Source organism: Wolbachia endosymbiont (group B) of Pilophorus perplexus (genome assembly GCF_964028155.1).
Taxonomy (GTDB): domain Bacteria; phylum Pseudomonadota; class Alphaproteobacteria; order Rickettsiales; family Anaplasmataceae; genus Wolbachia.
The window spans coordinates 1317002-1336999 of the sequence record NZ_OZ034754.1 but is presented as its reverse complement, the minus strand read 5'-3'; the positions used below and the strand labels follow the sequence as shown (position 1 = coordinate 1336999).

Below are 19998 nucleotides of genomic sequence, written 5' to 3'. Positions count from 1 at the left end.
TTAACCCTCCTGATCTTAATATATATTAACTATCATAATCCCCTACCATAAGCTCTTGCATTTACTTTTAGTAGCTGATTTCTATTAACTTCTTCTAAAAAGCTAGATGGATTTTCCATTGTACAATCTGACTGTCTAATAGTCTTACCTAACTCTTTAAAAACACTACTATTTCTTTCGAAATACCCATTTTCTATGGCTGTCAAAACACTTTCTCCCCCTAAAAGACAATTTTGTTCTAAATTTGATTTATTCTCTAACTTATTAAACCTTACTTTATCGATAAGCCTCACCTCTATTTTATTACTATCTTTCTCATTAGGACATAGATGAATACTGATCTCTCCTACTTCAGTGGTAAAAGACATTTCAATGATATCTCCCGAGAACTCTGTATAATTTCTCTTTCCTCCTATATTTTCAACTCTAATTATACTGTTTCCAACTTGAAGTATACCAATGTTTAGATTTAAATCTTTAGCTTTTTGATTATTTAATATCCTTGAAACTTCAACAATACTATTTTGTGGATAATCTATGCAAAAATATCCATTATCTATTTCTAATTTAAAATAATGCTCATCAACTTGCTCACTTTTATTCATAATACTTTCAAGTGCTAATTCCTTAAGCTTTGAAAGTTTTTCGGATCGTTTACTCAAAGTGTCTACATCTGCACAAATTATGTTTACAAAATCTTCATGTTCTTCATCGCTAAACTTGTTTAAAGATACACCTTCTGATATTATCTGAAATATCTTCTTCTTATCTAAAAATTCATAAATTCGAGTAGTATCAGCAGAAAAGTATAGCTTTTTCAACGTGTCAGCTATACGATCTATCAAGGACATATCAGATTTATATGGAAAAGTGAACATTATTCCTTGCTCCAGTGCTTCACTTATAACTTTATCAAATCTTTTTTCTTGTTCCTTGTAATCTTCTTCGTTACCAAAGTTACCTAAAACATCTAGGTCATCAAGGATCTTATCTATTTTTTGCCAAATACTTTCATACTTTTCTTCTTCTCTTGTATTCAGTTTTACTTTCGCTAAAGAAAAAGAATCTTTTTGACGAATTAAAACAAAAGTATCTTTTTCTTTATGAATTATGGCTTCATCATAGAATAGTTGACTGTAACGCCTACCAAAACTTTCATCATAATCAGGGCAAGGGCTAACATTGTCACTTTCACTATCCGTTTCGTTCCATACTTCAATTGGGAAATCATTATTATCAATAATATGTTTAATTTTCACTTCAGGTACAAACTGAAGCTTTGCTATTTCTTCTCTTACGTTTTCTTTGTTTATTTCATCTGCAAGAGACACTTCATTACTAATATAGAAATTTTTCTGTTTTAAACTTTCGTTTTCCTTCTGCAGACTACTGAATTCTGCAAATAGCTCTTTATACTCTGATAAATAAATACACAATTGATCTCTTATATCATTAAGTTCCTTCTTTTTTTCTAGTATCTGATTTTCATAATTACCTTTCAAATCCTCTATACTGTTTATCACCACTGTACTTTCTTTTCTTACTCTGTTTAACTCAGCTTCAGTCAAATCCAGTTTTTGCTGTAACTCTTCATTTATTTTGTCTGTTAACTGAATTTCATTCTTTGCCTCTTTTAATTGGTTATTTAAGTTCTTAATTACATCACTTTTGTTCTGAGTTTCTAATAATAATATTTCTACTTTCTGTTTTAGCTGTTCGATGTCTTGATCATTTTCAGTTAAACTTCTCGTCCTTTTTTGTAATTTAACTTCAAGCTTTTTAATTTTCCCTTCTAGGGTTTGCATTTCTCTGGTAAGTTCACTTACTTCTTCGTAATACTCTTCTACTCTTTTCTTATAGTGTTTTTGTAACTCTACATTTTTTTTAAGATCAAAATTTTCCTGTTGTAGATTTTCTATTTTGCTTTCTAGACTGTCTATTACTTGATTTTCTTTACTGCTAATCTCAAATACCTCTTCAGGAAAATGTGCAAATTCACAAGATGAAATGCCTTCAAGGCCGTTACTACCAAATAAATTATATTGTACTACCTGCTTTGAACTAAACATACCTATACCCCCTACTAAAATAAACAAGTAATATATTGTATGCGCTATATATCATAAATACAATCGGTTTGAATATAATCTATTTACTAATTCGTATTGTGAATTTTTATAGAATAGATTTAGGTGTAAAATATTATGATACCATTAAAGTAGATGGATAAAGCACAGTCTTTTTTGAGAGGATAAATTTTATGAAAAGACCATACTAATTAGTGTTATAAGGAATTGAATTATTTACTTTCTCCAAAAAACATAAAAAGATCGTATATTTGTGAGAACAATTTAAGCAAAAGCTGCGTTATGAAAATAGAAGCTTGAAATTTTTGCAACAAAGCCAAGTAAATTGGTTCGCATGTAAATATGGCTGAAGTAGGCTAATATAGCTGCTTTTACTATATAATAAATTGATATAAAGAAAAGTTCGCACGGATCTAGCGGTAGACCAACGCATCCCAAAACAAACTCTTCTCACCGCCCTTGGTTTTGAGTGTTGGAAATGGCTATTTTGCTTGAGATCTTAAGAATATATTTTGCTAAATTAATAGCAATTTGCTTGCGGAATAATTAAAGTAAATTTGTAACAAAAACATACTTTAAAAGTAATAAAATGTCGTATATTGAGCCTTTTTCCCAAAACTACTCCAAGCTAAAAAATTTCCTAAAATAGTGATTGACAAGTTTTAAAAGTGGAGTAGTATGCTTAAAATATCCTTAAGGGCTAATTCATTATGGTACTCGAGAGAGTTAAGGGTCAAAGCATTTTTTCATTCATTGTAAGGGAGGTAATTATGGATCGTGGAGACATTGCAGAAGTTTTGTTTTTATCTATTAAGGAAGATGATCCCTACAGGGCATCTAAGCTTATTCAAATTGAACGTTGGTGCTATGCAAATTGGAAGATACATGCAGGGTATGGTGAAATAAGAAATAATTTTCTTGCACAAGTGTTATCTAGTGAAGATTGCTGGGAGAAAGTTAATAATTTACATGGAGTTAAACTCAATGGACAAATGGTAGGTAAAAAATTAATTGCACTAAGTTCAGATAGCAATCCAAATCCTTTTGGTACTAGTAGATACAAAATTGCATGTGAGTGTTGTTTGGAAGATGAAATAAGAGCTATATTTGAGGAAAGAAAAGAGGAATTGTCTGCTCAAGGTAGAAGTAGCTTGCTAGAGTATAACCACTTAGTTAGGTGTTATGGAGAAGGTCCTATAGCACAGTTTTGGTCACATTTAATTAGTGGGCATCTTGATAAATTGGATTTGAGGGGTCGTCATCAATATGAGTATGGGCTTGATTGTGCGGTAGATTGGAAAAAAGTAGAAGCAGTGGAGTTCTTTTGGAATAAAATAAAATCCTTACCTGAGAATGAAATGAGTGCAGAAAAGAAAGATGAGATCTTAATGAAAAATGCAATTTATTCAGCAGGACCTAATTTTCGCGTTTATCCTAATATATTTGAGTTTTTCCTTAATCAGATAAGTCCTGATAGATATCCGGAACTTTTGAAAAGGGATTTAGTGAAAAATGGTCATTATGGTTCTTTAAATAGAATGATAGATATGCTTAACTTTGATAAATTTCAGAAGTTATTTGATTATTTACAACCAGGTAATATTTCAGAAAATAGTTATCATACCCGTTTGTACTCTATAAGAATACAAGACTATTCAGGATATTATGTAGATGCAGCTAAAAAGCTTTTCATGCACATATGGATAAAGGAAGGGTTTGATAGCCATCGTGCACTTGTAATAAATGAAGAAGTAATGGATTCATCTTTTTCTCATACAAATCTATTAGTACGTTGGGTGAAGAAGGGTACTATGGAACCGGTATGGGCGGTGCTAGATAAGCTGGACTCTAATCAAATAAAAGAATTCATGAGTTGCAAACAAGCAGATTACATACGTTCTATATTAGAGCAAGGAGATCATTATTCATTAAATAAGTTTTTAGCGTATGGTAAGTTTGCTGATAAAGAACTCGATCAAAAAAACATACCTGGCCCAAGTGGTGATTTAGCTGAGGTAGAGATTAGTAAACAATCTTATGTTGGGTTAAGTGATCATTAAAAATATTATATGTCCAAAAGGAGGATTATATGCCTAAAAGAAAACAAGGGGAAGTTGATAATGAAGGAGTACAGGACTTTGAATTAATAGAGTTGTTAATTAGAGAAAGAGAAACTGCTCCAAGCACTTCGACTCAACGAGGAAATGATTTTGAATCTTTCAAAGCAAGGTTTCAATCATATATAGACCAGATTCCATCGTATTTACATTCAGTAGGTAAAGAAGGATTTTTTCCTCATTTCTTTTTAGGAAGCTTTTCTACCTTGATAGATACAGAGATTGCAAAAAAGCTAGATATTGAAAAAATATATTTTAGGTTTGATGGTTCGAAGACTCTGAAGGTCACTGTTACAAAAAAAGGGGAAATCAAAAGTTCACAAGATGCTATTGATAAAGTGAACCTCTTTGTTATTGCAGATTCTGGTAGTAAAAATAAGGAGTTTAGTCATGGTGAGCTAGAAGAAATATTAAGTCAAATGAACGCTCCAGGAAAGACTCAGTATGTCAGTAATGCTAAGAGTGAGCTTGAGGTTAAGCTGGTAGAAATTTCTAAAAATGCTGATAACGAAATGACTGTCGAAATAAAAAATACAAAGTTGGATAAGAATGACAAACGCCTTCAATTTACAGAGATAAAAAAAGGAAAATGGAATAAACCAGAGAATGACATAGCTAAGCTTACTAATTCTGATAAAAAAGAGGTGGAAAAATCTTTGGACAAAGTTCTTAAAAAAGTTAGTAAAATCCACTCTGAATATAAGGGTTCGCTTATCTATGCTGATAAAGCAAGAGAAGCAGCACATCATGGGTTTATGGCAGGTGCTTTAGTGAATTTCCGCTATAGGTATAATCTCAGGGTTTACTTAGAGCAATTTGCAGGAAGAGGTTATGCTGACATTGTTTTAGTGCCTCGTGGTGAAAAACGAGCATTAGATGCTATTCCTATTATCATAGAGATGAAAGCTGCTACTAAAGAAGAGTTAAAAGAGTTAGAGAAAGGAGGTAAAACAAAAGATGGAAGTCAAACTACGCCAGCTGTCGCTTTAAAGCAAGCTGAGGATTACACAAAAGGTTTTCAACCAAATGTAATGAGAGTTTTAACTACTGCAAATGATATTCTATGCGTTGGCGTAAATCTTGATTATCCATCTGCTATTTCAGATATCGCTACTAAATCACGTGATCAAGAAATCACTCCTCTCTTTAATAATATACTGGAATCTATTGATAAGCAAAATAATGGTGAGATTACACAAGAACAATTAAAAACACAGATTCAAGAGAATATAGAACGTATCTATCATACATTTCCTGGTACAGGAGAGAAGGGAGATAGTCACTACTTTAGTAGATTTTTGTCAGGGCAGTCTCTATTATTAAATGAAGTTCGAGCTTTAGGAAGCAGTTTTAGAAAGCACGTTTTTATTTATGGAGAAAATATACCCACAGAAGCTCAACCTGAACCTAAATCTCAACGTCTTAAAGATCAGAAAAGTAAAGGGCAAGGTGCCGGTCAACCATCTCACTTGGATCGAAGCCATGGAGTTGTGACAATGGTATTTATTCCAAGCAATGATCAAAAATCAGTTTGTGCGATGAATATTGTTGAGACAGGTGGAAGAGATAATGCGATGAACAAGGGAATTCCTCTTGACAAACTTAAGCAAGAAATAGGAAACAGAAAAATAGTTGAACTAAATCTTAATTTTAACATTAAGAAAAAATCAAAATTTGAAGAGTATTTTAGCGTGGAGGTGGGAGAATCCGTTTCCCTAGAGCAGCATAATGGAAGAGAAACTAATAAATTTGAAGGTAATTTTAAAGATATTCCTTATCCTGCCGAGTTAAAGGAAACATTTGATGCAGTACTAGAGTCTCAGCTTGCTTCTTCACAAGATCAATCTCAATCAATAGGAAAGTATAAGGAGTTATTTGGAAAATTAGGTGAAGCAGTACTACCTTTTAAAGTTTTAATAGAAAGGGAAGCACATACTCAAGCTGTATTTCATGGAGCATTTAGCCACTACAGTGATATAAAGTTAGGAGAGTCACAAGAAAACAGAGCGTTAGTGTTAACAGAGTTTCAAACTGGAAGGGGAAAACGTATTGATATGGTTGTTCATGGTATTAAGTTTGCAGACCAAGCTAGCAGTGCTAAAGAATACGATCCAGTAGGGTTAGAACTTAAAGGACCAAGGGAGGGTAAGACAGCTGATGCATTGGTAAAGGAGGCAAATGATCAGATAAATACAGAGTATGTAAAAGGTGTAACTTATAAAACACTTACAGATGGAAAGGAAGTGGCTTTTATGGGTGTTGTATTTGATAAAGGTGCAAATAGTGCAGATTCTCTTATTTTAATGAGCAAAGATGAGTTTGCTTCTGTTAAAGTAATTCATAGCTCTATCTTTAGTTTTAGTCAGCAACAATGTTCTAAAGGAAGGAAACAGCGCAGTACAGGTATGGCCTGTATAGATTCACGTGATGAAGAAGAGATTACAAAGGAAGAAAAAGAAAGATTTATTAAAGAGTTGTTTGGTATTGAAGCTTATGACACAAAAATTATAACTATAGATTCTCCTCAAGTGAGGATTGATGGTGGTAAAATGAGTGTAAAATTCAAAGACAATGACGGTAATGATAAAGAATTAATAATAGATGATGCTGCAAATATTAAAAGTGTAGAAAATTATATACTAGATAAGGAAAATCTTGAAATAAAGTTAAAAGTAAATAGCGATAAAGAGTATGCTATAATAGAAGAAGTTAAAGAGCAAGGTAGTGAATATTACTTAAGAGTTGATGATTATAGAATAAAATTGGATAGTATATTTCAAGATGGGAAAGAAGTAATCTTTAATAAATTACATCAACTATCAAATGATAAGCAGTTGTTAGAGAATAAAAAATATATTGAAGATATAGGTGGTGTTCAAACTAACCAAGATTACAATAATATTGTAGAGGAAATTAAACAGAACTTGCTAGCAAAAGGAGTTAGGGAAGATACTTTCGACAGGTTTAAAAGTCATTTTGATGATCTTGGTGAAAAAGTTTTTGCAGATTATATTAGTAATGTAGAAAGCAGCCTTCAAGAAAAAGGAATTGCATTTAATCGTGATAAATTTGATTCAGCGAAAATAAAAGGAGCAAAAGGTGGAAAGTTTTTTTCCATGATGGCTATATATGACTTGCTTGATAGTATAGGTGATACAGCAACACTTGGACGACATAATAATGATGCTTTAAAGCAAGTATTTGGTATCAATGGTATACTAGATGCTATGGATGATGTTAGGACGAGTGTAAGTATTTCTCCTAGTAGTAAAGTAGGAAAACTGATTGGTAAAATACCAGGGCCTGCACGTCAAGCTTTTGTTAAGGTTATCAGTAATCCTGTAGTTCAAAGTATTACATTTGCAACCATTGCTTATCAATTTGGATATAGTATAAATGAAATAACTCAAGGTAATCATCATCCATTAAATTATTATTGGACAGCTAGTAGTAGTGTAAAATTAGCGAGCATGAGCATAAGACCTATGAGTACAGGAATTAGTTTTGCAATAAAAAGTGTAAGTACTGCTACTAAGATTTTAAGAGGGTTATCTATTGCAGGCAAAGTTTTAGGCAAGGTAGCAGTAGTTACTATGGTTGCTGATGTATTGATAACAATTGGTGTAGAAATCGATGAAAGAATGGAGTATACCAAAGCAATAGCAGAGCAAATACCTCTGTTACCTGGTAATGAGCAGGCAGAAGTCTTTTTTGCAAAGGTAATCAGGTTTTTTACAGGGAGAGATGTAGAAAAGGAGTATGAAGATAAAATTAGAATAAAAGGCTATTTAAATCATGTAAAAGAAGTGGCTACCCAGTTGTTAAATGATAATTATAATATAGCTGCAGTTGTACAATACGTAATCTCCATTGAAGAAAAATATAGCGAAATAATTAAAAATATGGGTGCACAGCCTATATGTATTATGCCATCGCCGTATGGTCCTGATTGCGCGACGCGGATGAGTTGGATATGTGATTTAGAAAAAAAATATGATAATATCTCTTTTGATAAGATTAACACAGCTTCTAATGTGAAGAACGATCTCTCTTCCCTCAATATATCTAAAACACTACCTATGAAGTCTTATACTTTGGTCATGAGCGAAAGTTGGGAAAGATTTGTCTGTGAAGTAAAAAATAGTTTTCAATGTCATCAAGAGTTAAACGAGAAAGAAATTTATGTTGTTAATACAAATGCAAAACATATTCCTCACATGACTAAACATGAATATGAAGACCTTGGCTTAAGAATTGTAAATGCACCATTAAGAAACCCGACACAAAGATCTCAATGCAGTAAAATAATTAATACAAAACATACGGATGATGGATTTTCTCCATGCAATACCAACAAAATCCATAGGAATTGTCAAGAGACCTTTACTCTTTCAGGTGAACCTTTTATTTTTACTAATCCAACAAGAAAAAGTTCTAATAGCAAAAAAGAAAAAATGTTCCTCAAGGATTCGGTGTTATACATTTCAGGACCGAAAACGTTGACAGCAGCTGCAAATTATCCAGCAGTAATGCATATTCCAGAGGGTAGTAATATACGTTATATTGGTTCTAAAAATAATGAAACTATTTTTATTATTGATAATCTTGCATCTGGTACTCTTGAAGGTGGGGTAGAGAAAGAAAATGTTGTAGTAATGAACGTCAAAACTAATAATGTTGTTGCAGATTTGCACAATGGAACGATACATTATGGCAGTACTAATTACATAAAATTGACTGGCATATATAACTATGTATCTAATTCTGACAGCAAACAAAATATTACTACCCACTGTAGGACTAAGTTGATTAACGCAAAAAATGCGGAGGTACAGCAAAATTCATTTAACTGTACAGATAAAGATTACGAAGTTAGGGTAGTGAATAAAGAAGACGTGCATCACAGAGGATTAAAGCAGACAATATTTATTGTTAACGAGAATAGTAATAATGCTAAGATAGTGAGTGATTTGAATTATACAGAAAAAATTAAAAAGAATGTAGATGTAATAAACACACAAGTTGCTGATATTACATGGTTAAAGGTAGGTAAAAGCATAGAAGGAAGTGGCTATAATCTAGATCTTTTGTCTGACAGAACACAAAATGTTGTTTCAAGTATTAAAATAGATAGTTTTAAAAACCTAATAATTCAAGCAAAACGCCTTGGAATTATAGAATCTATTATAGTACAGGATAAATCTTTGTCTGATATGGTTGAAGATGCTAAGTATCAAAAATTGAATGACTTAGGGAAGGATATTGATGAAAAAATCATGCAAAATAGTGAAAAAAAGTTAAAAGCAGTCATACAAGTAAGTATTTTAGATTTTAAATGGGCTAATATTTATCAAATTGCAAAAGGTATTGCTAATTATAATAACCTAGGTATTCCAGTATCTCAAATAGAAGTTGTTAAAAATTACATGGGAGTACCTAATGAAAAAACGATAATTGCTGATATGTATTCAGATCAAATAATTGTTGATTTTGGTTACAATAACTCCAACTTTATAGTAGGAGGAACATATTACTACTATAGGGTAGTATGTAATTATTATCAAGATATAACAGTAGAAGGAAGAAAAGGGCAAGATCAGTACGTTGTCAAATTACCGGAATATAATCACATATTACAACAAGAGGATTTACGACCTTCTATAGAACTTGACCTTAATCTAAAGATAAAAAACAAAGCAGTGCTTTACCAAAACATACCTGATGATATTATCGATCTTACTGCATTGAATGTGGCAGATGTGAATAGTATAAATGTGAAAAAGGGTAGAAGGAGTTACTTCAACAAGTGTGATAAAAAGCAAGTTTCTGATCTTACAGTGGATAGCTTAGAAATAAAAGATGTTAAAATATCGATTAGTAAGGGTGTTAGATGGTCTTTATCTATTGGTTTAGTTGATTATTTTAGAGGCCCAGAATATCAGAGTATTGTATTACGAATAAATAATAAGTTTTACAAAATCAATAATGCAAATTTGAAGCTTGAGCCTGCAGAAGTGAATACTAAACCTTTCAAGTATTACCAACCAGGTGAGCAAGAGCTACAGATTTATCATAATCAGCCTATTAATAAGAATATTATTGGTCTAGTTGACTTAAAAGAAAAGTCTATATTAGATTTTGATGTGGAAATTGTTGATAATGGCCTATTGCTGTTACATAAAAACAATACCATTACAAAAGTAGAGAATTGGGATGTATATCAACCTGCAAGAAAAATGATATTTGCTTTCAATGATACAATAGTTTCAGATTCAAACTGTATAGCTTTTACTTGTAACTCAAACGATATTATAGAGGCTTTTAACAAAGCAAAAGAAACTTTATTAAAAGAGCAACTATTTAATGCTATAAAGCAGGATAACATTAATGAAGTTAAAAGTTTAATTAGGAGAATTGCAGACAACGTCGATGTTGATATTGAGGGTAAGCATGAATTAATATCTTTACATATAGCTATTCAAGAAGGTAGGTTAGATGTAGTTAAACTTCTTTTTAATAGAGGATCTGTTAATGTTGAAGATAAAGACATTCATGGTTATAGCCCTTTACATTGGGCTGCTCAGGAAGATGAACTAGGTATAGCTGAGTTTCTTGTTGATAAAGGTATTAATACTAAAGATAGAAGCAAAGATGGTAATACACCTTCAGACTTAGCTGATCACAAAGGCTATACACATATAGTGAAATTTTTAGAGCAAGTACAATTAGATAGAGAATTGTTGACTGCTGCAGGAAGTGGTGATCTTAATAAAGTTAAAAACCTTATCAAACAAGGGGCTAGTTTAAAGGCTGAAAATAAAAATGACCTGTATTATACTCCTTTACACTATGCTTCTTTAAATGGTAGTTTAGAAGTAGTAAAATATTTTATTGAAAATGGAGCTGACTCTAAGGCTAAAGACTTGTTTGGTAGGACTCCTGTACACGTTGCTTCTTTAAATGGCAGTTTAGAAGTAGTGAAATATTTTATTGAAAATAGAGCTGACTTAGAGATTAAAGATAATAGTAATAGAACTCTTTTACATTATGCTGCTTTGAATAATCATTTAGGAGTAGTGAAATGCCTTATCAAACATTGGGCTAATATAGAGGCAGAAGATAATGACGGTAGAACTCCTCTACATTATGCTGCTTTGTATGGTTATACAGAAGTAGTAGAATATCTAATCGAAAATGGTGCTGATTTGGAAGTTCAAGATAATAGTGATAGAACTCCCTTAGACTTAGCTACTCAGAAAGGTTGCTTGGATATTTTAAAACGAGCACGATTAAACAAAGAACTATTGATTGCTGTGGAAAGTGGTGATTTCGATAAAGTTGAAGGTCTTATCAAGGATGGGGCTAGTTTAGAGGTCAGTGATAGAATGGGTAAAACTCCTTTACACAAGGTTTCTTGGGGCGGTCGTTTAAAAGCAGTAGTATGTCTTGCTAAAAATGGAGCTAACTTAGATGCTAAGGATAGAATGGGTAAAGTTCCCCTACATTATGCTTCTGAAAGAGGTAACTTAGATGTGGTAGAATATCTTGTCCAAGAAGAGGCTAACTTAGAAGCTAAAGATGACGGTAGTGTGACTCCTTTACATTATGCTTCTTTGCATGGTCATTTAAAAGTAGTAGAATATCTTATCAAAAAAGGAGCCAACATAAATGCTAAAGATAAAGGTGATGCAACACCTCTATATTATGCTACTTTAAATAACCGTTTGGAAGTAGTGAAATACCTTATCAAAAAAGGGGCTGATTTGGAGGCTAAAGACAATAGCGGTAAAACACCTTTAGACTTGGCTGCTCCAAGTTGTTATATGAACATACAAGAGATTTTAAAGCAGGTACAATTGGATAAAGAATTGTTGACTGCTGTAGAAAGTGGTGATTTAAGTGAAGTTGAAAATCTTGTTGTTAATAAGAATGCTGATGTTAATACTAACGTAGATAAGTACGACTGGACACCATTGCATTTTGCTGCTTCTGGTAGCAAGTTTGATATAGTCAAGTTTCTTTTTGATAAAAATGCTAATATCAAAGCTAAAGACATGTATGGCAATACACCTTTACATGTGGCTGCTCAGTATAGTAACAATCCTGGAACAGTTGAATTTCTTTTAGACAAAAATGCTGAAGGTATTAATGATGTAACTAATGATGGGTGGACACCTTTACATGTAGCTGTGAAAAGCAATAAATCAGATACAGTCAAGCTCCTTCTTGATAGAGGTGCTAGCATTGGAATTAAAGACAAACATAGTAGAACTCCTCTGCATGATGCTTCTCGAAATGGTCATTTAGATGTAGTAAGGTATCTTATTGAAAAAGGTGTTGATATTAATGCTGCTGATGAGGAAAATTGGACACCACTTCATTGTGCTGTATCGGAAGATCACTTAGATATAGTAAAGCATCTTATAAACAATGGAGCTAATTTTAATGCTAAAAACAGTAATGGTAAAGCACCGTTAGACATTGCTATTGACCAAGGATATGACAATATTAAGAAGTATTTAGAAAAAGTTAGTGAAGAAAAAGGAAAACGCAGACGCCGTCATCACCATGGAGATCATGATCGTCATCATATGTCAAGAAAACCTCTTGCTATAGATTTAAGTAATCAACCTGAGATAGCAGCAAGTAGTGGCACAAGACCATCTTCATGGATAAATAATTGTATTTCTTGGGCGAAAAAATTAGCAGCCAGCACTTTCTCTATAATTCCTGCATTACCCTCTCAATACAACATTGCAGACAAGAATAATGTAAAAAGTGATAATAAAAACATACCACAAAGTACATCATCTGTTGGTTGGAATAAATTCCTAAATAATGAAAATATTGCTCTTGCGAGTTGTGTTGCCGATGCATTAGATAATACTCCAAGTAGGCGCTATCAAGGTTTAATGAGTAAAGGAGTAGAAGTTGTGCCAAGCAGCAGAGTTGCAGTTGAATTTGCTCTTAAAAAATTTAATTCATTTGTAGAAGATAAAATAAGAAACCTAGAATCAAAAGAACAAGCTAGAATACATGTTGAACTTAAAGATGCATATCCAGAAATAATAGCAAGCTTGGAAAGAGGAGTTGAATTTAGTGGTAATGTTGGGTTAGATAATGTTTTAGAAAAGTGCAAGAAGTGCTTTTGTACAAATGTCTTGCCAAAGGATAAAGTATCAACTTGTCTTTCTGAGATAGGAGTAACCAAGCTTGGAAATACTTTGAGTAAGTAGATGAGAATATGGAAGATATAATATGCCAAATAGTGGAAAGTTTACAATAGAATTTAAAGTGGGGGTGGTAGATCCCAGTATCAAGTTTGATGGTCCTAATACTAAAATGGATGAAGTAGACATTAAATGCTAAGTGGTTAATGTGTTTTCCATATTGAACTTACAGCACATAGCTTCGATATAGAACTTTGGGTAAAGTTATGATAGTAATTTATATAATTCTATGTGCAATCTTTATAGCCATTTTAGACAGCTCACTAGATTCTTAATCAGGGGATATGTCTAACTTAGAGAAGGTTTTCATAAATATTGAAGTGAATAATTATGTTTTTTTCCTGAGTTGTAAAATTTCAGAATGAGAGAGACCAGTAGACTTAGCTATTAAGTCAACAGATACATCTGCTTTAAGTAGATTTTTTGCCACAGCTATTTTAGCCTGTTGTTCACCCTCTGCTATACCTTCGATTTTACCTTTTTCATGGCCGATTTGGATGCCTTCTTGTCTACCTTTTTGAGTAGCATCATCGAGTTTTTGTTCCAGGATAGCAGCTTCTTTCTGTAAATCCATTACCCTTTCTTCATAAGCTACAAGATCCTTCTCATTCCAATGAAACTTATCTAACTCGTCATATGCTAGCTTTATTATTGGTGATTTTTCTGCTATTTTCCTTAAATCTTCATCAGTTGTTTCTTCTGCATATTTAAAGAAAAATAGCCAACGATCTACTACATTTTCTAGCTGCTCTTCTCTACTCTTAGGAAACTTTGGTAACTCAATGAAGATAAATTGAAAATCTTTTAAGTCATGCTCATTAGTTTTTTCATCTCTTATGGTATGGCTAGATATATAATCAAGCTTATCAGGAAATAAATTACAATTGGAAATAGCAATAAAGAAAACCTTCTTTAAATCAATATACTTACCACCTTTATCAGCCTGTCTTGAATAAGCCTTAGCAGCGTAAAGTTGAGCGCGTTTTTCAAATCCTTTATCACGAGCGAGTTGGTCAGGTAAGGAAGCAGTATTACTACTACCCCCTCCCTTAGAAACGCAGCATGCAGGTTTCCCCACACTACGCTTGAGCCCCTTATCTAAGTTCTTCTTTTCTAGAACCGGCTTGTCCTTCATGATTCCTCAGGAAACATCATTCTTAATGGTGACACCAACAGTAGAGAACCTTCTCTTGAAAAGGAGCTTGCTAACATTCTTGTTCGTTTCACTCTCTCATCAAAATACTTTTTCCATTTTAAGTCAAGGGGATTTGCATCCGCTCTGATTTTAACATGTCGTCTGATAGGTATATCAATCAGCTTAAGCAGTCTTAAATACCGTATCTCTTTTGGTTTGTTCTTGCATATGGGTGCAGCAAAAACCCATTGGCGTTGACCCATTACTTTGAAGTAACGATTCTTTATCCAACGTAATCCTTTACGAGGATGTCTTTTCTTTGCCCATTTCCATAAACTATGCCAAATTTCATTGTCGATCTTTCTAAACGCTTTTTTAGCACACACATGGTGATAGTAATTTCCCCATCCTCTCAGTAGAGAGTTGAGTGACTTAATTACTATAGCCTGAGTGTTCGCTATATTTGCTTTTATCAATGTACGTGCTTTATTAAGAAGTCTTTTAATACTTTCTTTCGAAGGTTTAATAATTAACTTCTTATTATATCTACGTACATTACAACCAAGAAAGTCAAACCCTGTTGTAATAGATGTAATCTTTGTCTTCTCTTCTGACAGAATTAAACCTCGCTCATGAAGAAAAGATGATACTAAAGGCTTAACTTCCTTTTCCAGTACTTCATGTGTGAAACCTGAAATAATAAAGTCGTCTGCGTACCTGATTACATTCACTCCACTTCTGATTTTTCCTCTTCTTTTGCTACCTAATTTACCAAAGCGACTTTCTAATAACTGTTCAAGACCATCTAAGGTAAAGTTAGCTAGTATTGGAGAAATTATACTTCCTTGCGGAGTGCCAGCAGTTGTGGGATACAGAGTTTTCGATTCTAGGAAACCAGCTTTTAACCATCTATGAAGAATTTTCTTTTCCATAGGAATATGCTTCATAAGCCATTCATGGTTAATGTTGTCAAAGCACCCTTTGATATCACCTTCTAGTATCCATTGTGGTCGATTGCGTCTTGCCAGTAATAAGTGACAAGCAGCAATAGCATCCGCGCAGGATCTTTTAGGTCTAAAGCCATAGGAGTGACGATCACTGATCGTTTCAGCTATCGGTTCCAGAGCAAACAGATATAATGCTTGCATCGCTCTATCTTTTATCGTGGGTATACCGAGAGGCCTTCTTTTGCCATTAGATTTACTGATATAAATTCGTTTGAGCGGAGAAGGTTTATATCCTCTTTGTTTTAACAGCTTTATTCCTTGAAATTTAGCATTGCAAGTTGACCATAGTTGACGATCTACACCTGCTGTGGTTTTTCCTTGGTTTTCAGTTACTCTCTTAACAGCCAAAGCTTTTCCGCTAAAAGAGCGTGTGAGAAGATGTTGTAAAGCTTTTACCTTACCCCATCTTCCTTCTTGGACAGCCTTAACAATACGTCTTTGTAGCCTCACAATAACTTTCTGGCATTTCTTCCATGGCAATTGCTTCCATGCTTCAAAGCTTTCGGTAGATGCACTTACAGGTTTACTTGTAATCATCTGCTTTCCTACCTTAAGTGGTTAACAAAGTTTCTTGTCACGAGGGACCAAATGGAAGTCTGCTCGTTTTCACGCGAATTAATGTTACAAATTGTATCCATTTCGTTACAAAATGGCATTCGCTTTCTCCATTCTCCTTTACCTGCACTTCCATCAGCATTCCTTGCGGTTTGCTTGCCATGTAGGCGAAAATACAGGCTTACCCTGTTTCTCCAGTCATACAACAGTGGGTTAGGTGGCTTCTCTATACCGGTGGAGTTATTATTTGCGTACATCTAGAAATGAAAAATGTAACTTATCCACATTACCTTTTGGTCAGAGCTTATCAGCATCTTTAGCTCTTTCATCGTATCGGTACTTATAAAGCTTCACTTACGTTCACCATACCACTAGCCTAGCCCTCCAACCACATGATGCTTGCAGTTTATGCCCCTCTCACGATTGAGCATCTTCTTTTTCAAGAGGAGGTTCATTGTCCGCATCGCTTGGCACCAACCGGTTGCCCGATTCGCACTGATGCGTAGACTCAGACGGCAAAACATCTGGTTTAATAAGTTTTAGAATCCTTTCAGTTTCTTTCTGAATGAATTCCTCTCCTTTTAAACAATATGACCGAAGACTTTCAGGTCGCACCAATCCATTGATATTACAAGAGCGTACTATATCAAAAAAGCAAAGAAAAAATAGGAAGGTTACTAATATAAATAGTATTAAATTTAGGGAGGAAGATTTATTTGTACCACAAAATGCTATAGAGGTAGAAAATTCAAATATGAGTATAAAAGAAGTAGCAGAAGAAATAGTAAGTCAGATGTACAAACTTGGCCAAATTAATAGTGTTTACGCAATAGGCAACGATTTCATATACTGAGGCTCATTTAAATATAGAGCCTCAACTCCATTTAATTTTTGTTTATTTTTTAGTCTATAACGGACTAATAGCCCTGCATGGCTAGCATCCAACTTTGGTAAACTGCAATCCATATATGTAATGCAGTGCGTTTTAGGCTGGAGTTCACTTACTACAGCAGGATTTGATAGCGGTAACAAATTGAAATCAAATAACTGCGTATAAAACTTTTGATCATCTTCGATTATAGCTTTAATATTTTTTTTGCTATTTGTACAAAGTAGCGATATTGCATATGCTTGAGCTTCCAGGGCACTAACCCCATATAACGGCTTATTTGTAGCAAGATTTATACCTTGTGCAGTTGATATACCAACTCTGATTCCAGTAAAACTTCCTGGTCCAACTATCACTGCTAAATGGTCTATTTTATCGTAGCTGTAATTATGCTTATCAAACAAAGTATTCAGTATTTGAAAAAATGATTCTGCATGACTATTGTTTGCAGAATTGCGTTCTACAAAACAATTACCATCGTAATCAATTACTGCTATTGAACTACCAGCACCTACAGTATTAATTGCTAGAATGGACATCACTTAAGCTTATCATAGAGCTTTGTAAACATCATAGTGAACGCACCGTTACCCATAACATTTGCTGAAGTTATTATTGGGTCAAACACTATATACAATGCTGTAATTAATGAAAGCATCTCTGGGGAGAATTTAAGATACTTCTCAAGAACGGGCAACATTACCATAATCCCTCCCGCTGGAACTGCAACAATAGCAAATTTAAATAACAGAAAGTAGAGAAGGAAAGTCACATAGTCTGTTGCAGACAATGCACCACCAAAAGTCATTATCATTGATAGTATTATAATAAAAAAGCAATCACCTACTAAATGAAAGCTAGCGGTTATTGGCACAACAGACGATGCTATATCATGCTGCTTTACATTTTTTTTGCTTCCTTCAAGAGTAAGCGGCATAGCTGCATTACTAGACATTGTGCTCATTGCAGTAATAAATGCTGGTATCATATTACCTATACTAGCTATCCAGCTTGTGATCTTGAACGAATTTGCTGCTCCATATAAGAGAAAAACATAAAGGTAGGTTGCAGATGATATAATAATAAAAATTATTGAGTAATCCTTAAATATTATGGGTAAAACCTGATCATGTTCCATTTTTAAAGCAAGACCAAGTACAAACATTGGAATAATTGGCGTCAAAAATGTCTTCAAAATAAAGAGAGTTAAATCTAACATTTTGTTCGAGAGCTCTTTGCTTTTTTTTGGTAATATTGTGGACACTAATATGCTTAACACAAATCCACAAGCAAGGGCATAAAAATTAGAAAGCAATGCAGGTATCCTAAATGACCATAAAGGAACAATTGTTTCTTCATATGTTATATCTTGTATTGAATAAGTGTTTTGTGTGATGAAATGCCCAACAGAATAAGCTATTAAACTTGAAGCTAGATTCGACAAGAAAATCGTTATAATAAGTAACAATATAAACTTTATAGCCGACTGCTTAAGATTGTTAACACTACTAAAGATTAATGCAAAAACAATAAAAGGCATTATAAATAGTAAGATCTCTTTTATACTAAGGCTTATTGAATACAAGAAGGTTTTCACTTCCATTGGAACTAGATGACCAAAGAATACAACCGAAGTGATAACAGCAAGTAAGGTTAGTAATTGTAACATATTCTAATATAGCGATACCCTATGGAAATACATATGATAAATTAGCTGCTAAGTAAAGTAAAACTGCCTAGAATATTTGCATTACCTTCTAGTACTTGAATGAGATTTCAAATTACAACGTTTCCACAAAGTATATAATTAACATCCACACCTTTGGTCAAGTTCCATTCACGCTTTATTACATTATATTCCATACCAGTCATATCTTGTAGTGTTACATTGTTCTCTCTTAGATGATTTGCAATTTCTGATGGCTTGAGAAATTTATTCCAATTATGTGTGCCTTTTGGCAGCCAGTTTAATATGTACTCTGCGCCGACTATTGCAAGACAGAAGGATTTAATAGTTCTATTTATCGTCGATATAAAAATTAGCCCTTCTGGCTTCAACAGCTCTATTGCTTTTTTCATGAAAAACTCTAAATTATCGACATGTTCAACCACTTCCATCAACAAAACCACGTCATACTTCTTGTCATTGCTTAGCTCTTCAATGCTAGTGTGTGTGTATTCTATATTTAACCCTACTTTCTTCGCATGCAACTGTGCCACTTTTATGTTTTCCTCACATACATCTATTCCTGCAACGCTAATACCAATACGCGCCATTGACTCTGACAAAATGCCACCACCACAACCAACATCGAGCAATGATAGTTCTTTTAAATCGCATTTTTTTAATTCTTTTATTTTCTCAACGATGTATGATACTCTCACAGGATTCATCATGTGCAATGGCTTGAATTTGCCATTCTCATTCCACCATTCACCTGCTATTTTAGCGAATTTTGATATTTCATCTTCGTTATAAGTTTTTGTGGTTTTTTTCTTGCTAATATTGCTAAGTTTATCAAGGCGTTCTTTATGTCTACTTTCTTTTGAAAATTCTGTTTCGAGGAATTGTTTGACTATGTCTTTTGCTAATCCACTCGCAGTAAACCCTGCACCAAGACAAAGTATATTCGCGTTGCCATGCTCGCGAGCTAATTTTGCGATCTCAACACTATTACATAAAGCAGCGTAGATTCCTTCAAAACGATTTGCCACAGTACTCATGCCCAAACCTGTACCGCAAATTAATATTCCATAATTTGCTTTTTTGTTTGTTATATCTTCTACAACTTCAGCAGCATAGTCAGGGTAGTCTACACTCTTTTGTTCAGCAGTGCAGCCACGATCTATCACTGTATAATCTAAAGTTTCCAAGTAAGCCTTTATTTCTGATTTTAGTTCATAACCTGCGTGGTCTGAAGCAACTGATATCACATCTGACATATAAGAAATTGCAACTTAAGGGTATTTATATGGGT

General features: G+C 33.5%; 10 protein-coding genes and 1 pseudogene. 3 read left to right on the top strand and 8 right to left on the bottom strand.

The window, feature by feature from the left end; all coding sequences use genetic code 11:
- Nucleotides 1-32: 32 nt before the first annotated feature.
- The gene (locus ABWU28_RS06485) at nt 33-2069 is read right to left on the bottom strand and encodes a hypothetical protein (protein ID WP_353275172.1); all 2037 of its coding nucleotides are present in this window, start codon (nt 2067-2069) and stop codon (nt 33-35) included.
- A 788-nt stretch (nt 2070-2857) separates the two neighbouring features.
- Between ABWU28_RS06485 and ABWU28_RS06480 the strand changes: the two genes are divergently transcribed.
- Nucleotides 2858-4147, top strand: a complete 1290-nt coding sequence (locus tag ABWU28_RS06480) for a hypothetical protein (protein WP_353275171.1) — start codon at nt 2858-2860, stop codon at nt 4145-4147.
- 29 nt (nt 4148-4176) lie between these two features.
- Entirely contained in the window at nt 4177-13440 is a 9264-nt protein-coding gene (locus ABWU28_RS06475; RefSeq protein WP_353275170.1) for an ankyrin repeat domain-containing protein, read from the top strand.
- A gap of 322 nt (nt 13441-13762) precedes the next feature.
- Here the strand turns inward: ABWU28_RS06475 and ABWU28_RS06470 are convergent, their stop codons facing one another.
- From ABWU28_RS06470 to ABWU28_RS06455, 4 genes are all read right to left on the bottom strand, one after another.
- Nucleotides 13763-14569: an Rpn family recombination-promoting nuclease/putative transposase gene (locus ABWU28_RS06470; protein ID WP_353275169.1), complete on the bottom strand. Its 807-nt coding sequence runs from the start codon at nt 14567-14569 to the stop codon at nt 13763-13765.
- Entirely contained in the window at nt 14566-16113 is a 1548-nt protein-coding gene (gene ltrA, locus ABWU28_RS06465) for a group II intron reverse transcriptase/maturase (protein ID WP_019236826.1), read from the bottom strand. The genes ABWU28_RS06470 and ltrA overlap by 4 nt, the downstream gene beginning before the upstream one ends.
- Before the next feature lie 37 nt (nt 16114-16150).
- The gene (locus ABWU28_RS06460) at nt 16151-16294 is read right to left on the bottom strand and encodes a hypothetical protein (RefSeq protein WP_353274966.1); all 144 of its coding nucleotides are present in this window, start codon (nt 16292-16294) and stop codon (nt 16151-16153) included.
- Nucleotides 16295-16548: 254 nt separating this feature from the next.
- Entirely contained in the window at nt 16549-16746 is a 198-nt protein-coding gene (locus ABWU28_RS06455) for a hypothetical protein (protein WP_230609272.1), read from the bottom strand.
- Here ABWU28_RS06455 and ABWU28_RS06450 point away from each other — a divergent pair.
- Nucleotides 16742-16984: pseudogene (locus ABWU28_RS06450) on the top strand (hypothetical protein); the annotation flags it as partial. The gene ABWU28_RS06455 and the pseudogene ABWU28_RS06450 overlap by 5 nt on opposite strands.
- On the opposite strand, the gene tsaB reads toward ABWU28_RS06450, so the two are convergent.
- From tsaB to ubiG, 3 genes are all read right to left on the bottom strand, one after another.
- Entirely contained in the window at nt 16954-17559 is a 606-nt protein-coding gene (gene tsaB / locus ABWU28_RS06445; RefSeq protein ID WP_353275168.1) for a tRNA (adenosine(37)-N6)-threonylcarbamoyltransferase complex dimerization subunit type 1 TsaB, read from the bottom strand. The pseudogene ABWU28_RS06450 and the gene tsaB overlap by 31 nt on opposite strands.
- On the bottom strand, nt 17559-18689 hold the full coding sequence (locus ABWU28_RS06440; RefSeq protein ID WP_007302676.1) for a cation:dicarboxylate symporter family transporter: 1131 nt from the start codon (nt 18687-18689) through the stop codon (nt 17559-17561). Before ABWU28_RS06440 ends, tsaB begins: the two co-directional genes overlap by 1 nt.
- A gap of 107 nt (nt 18690-18796) precedes the next feature.
- Nucleotides 18797-19963, bottom strand: a complete 1167-nt coding sequence (gene ubiG, locus ABWU28_RS06435; protein ID WP_052264730.1) for a bifunctional 2-polyprenyl-6-hydroxyphenol methylase/3-demethylubiquinol 3-O-methyltransferase UbiG — start codon at nt 19961-19963, stop codon at nt 18797-18799.
- Between the last annotated feature and the right edge of the window lie 35 nt (nt 19964-19998).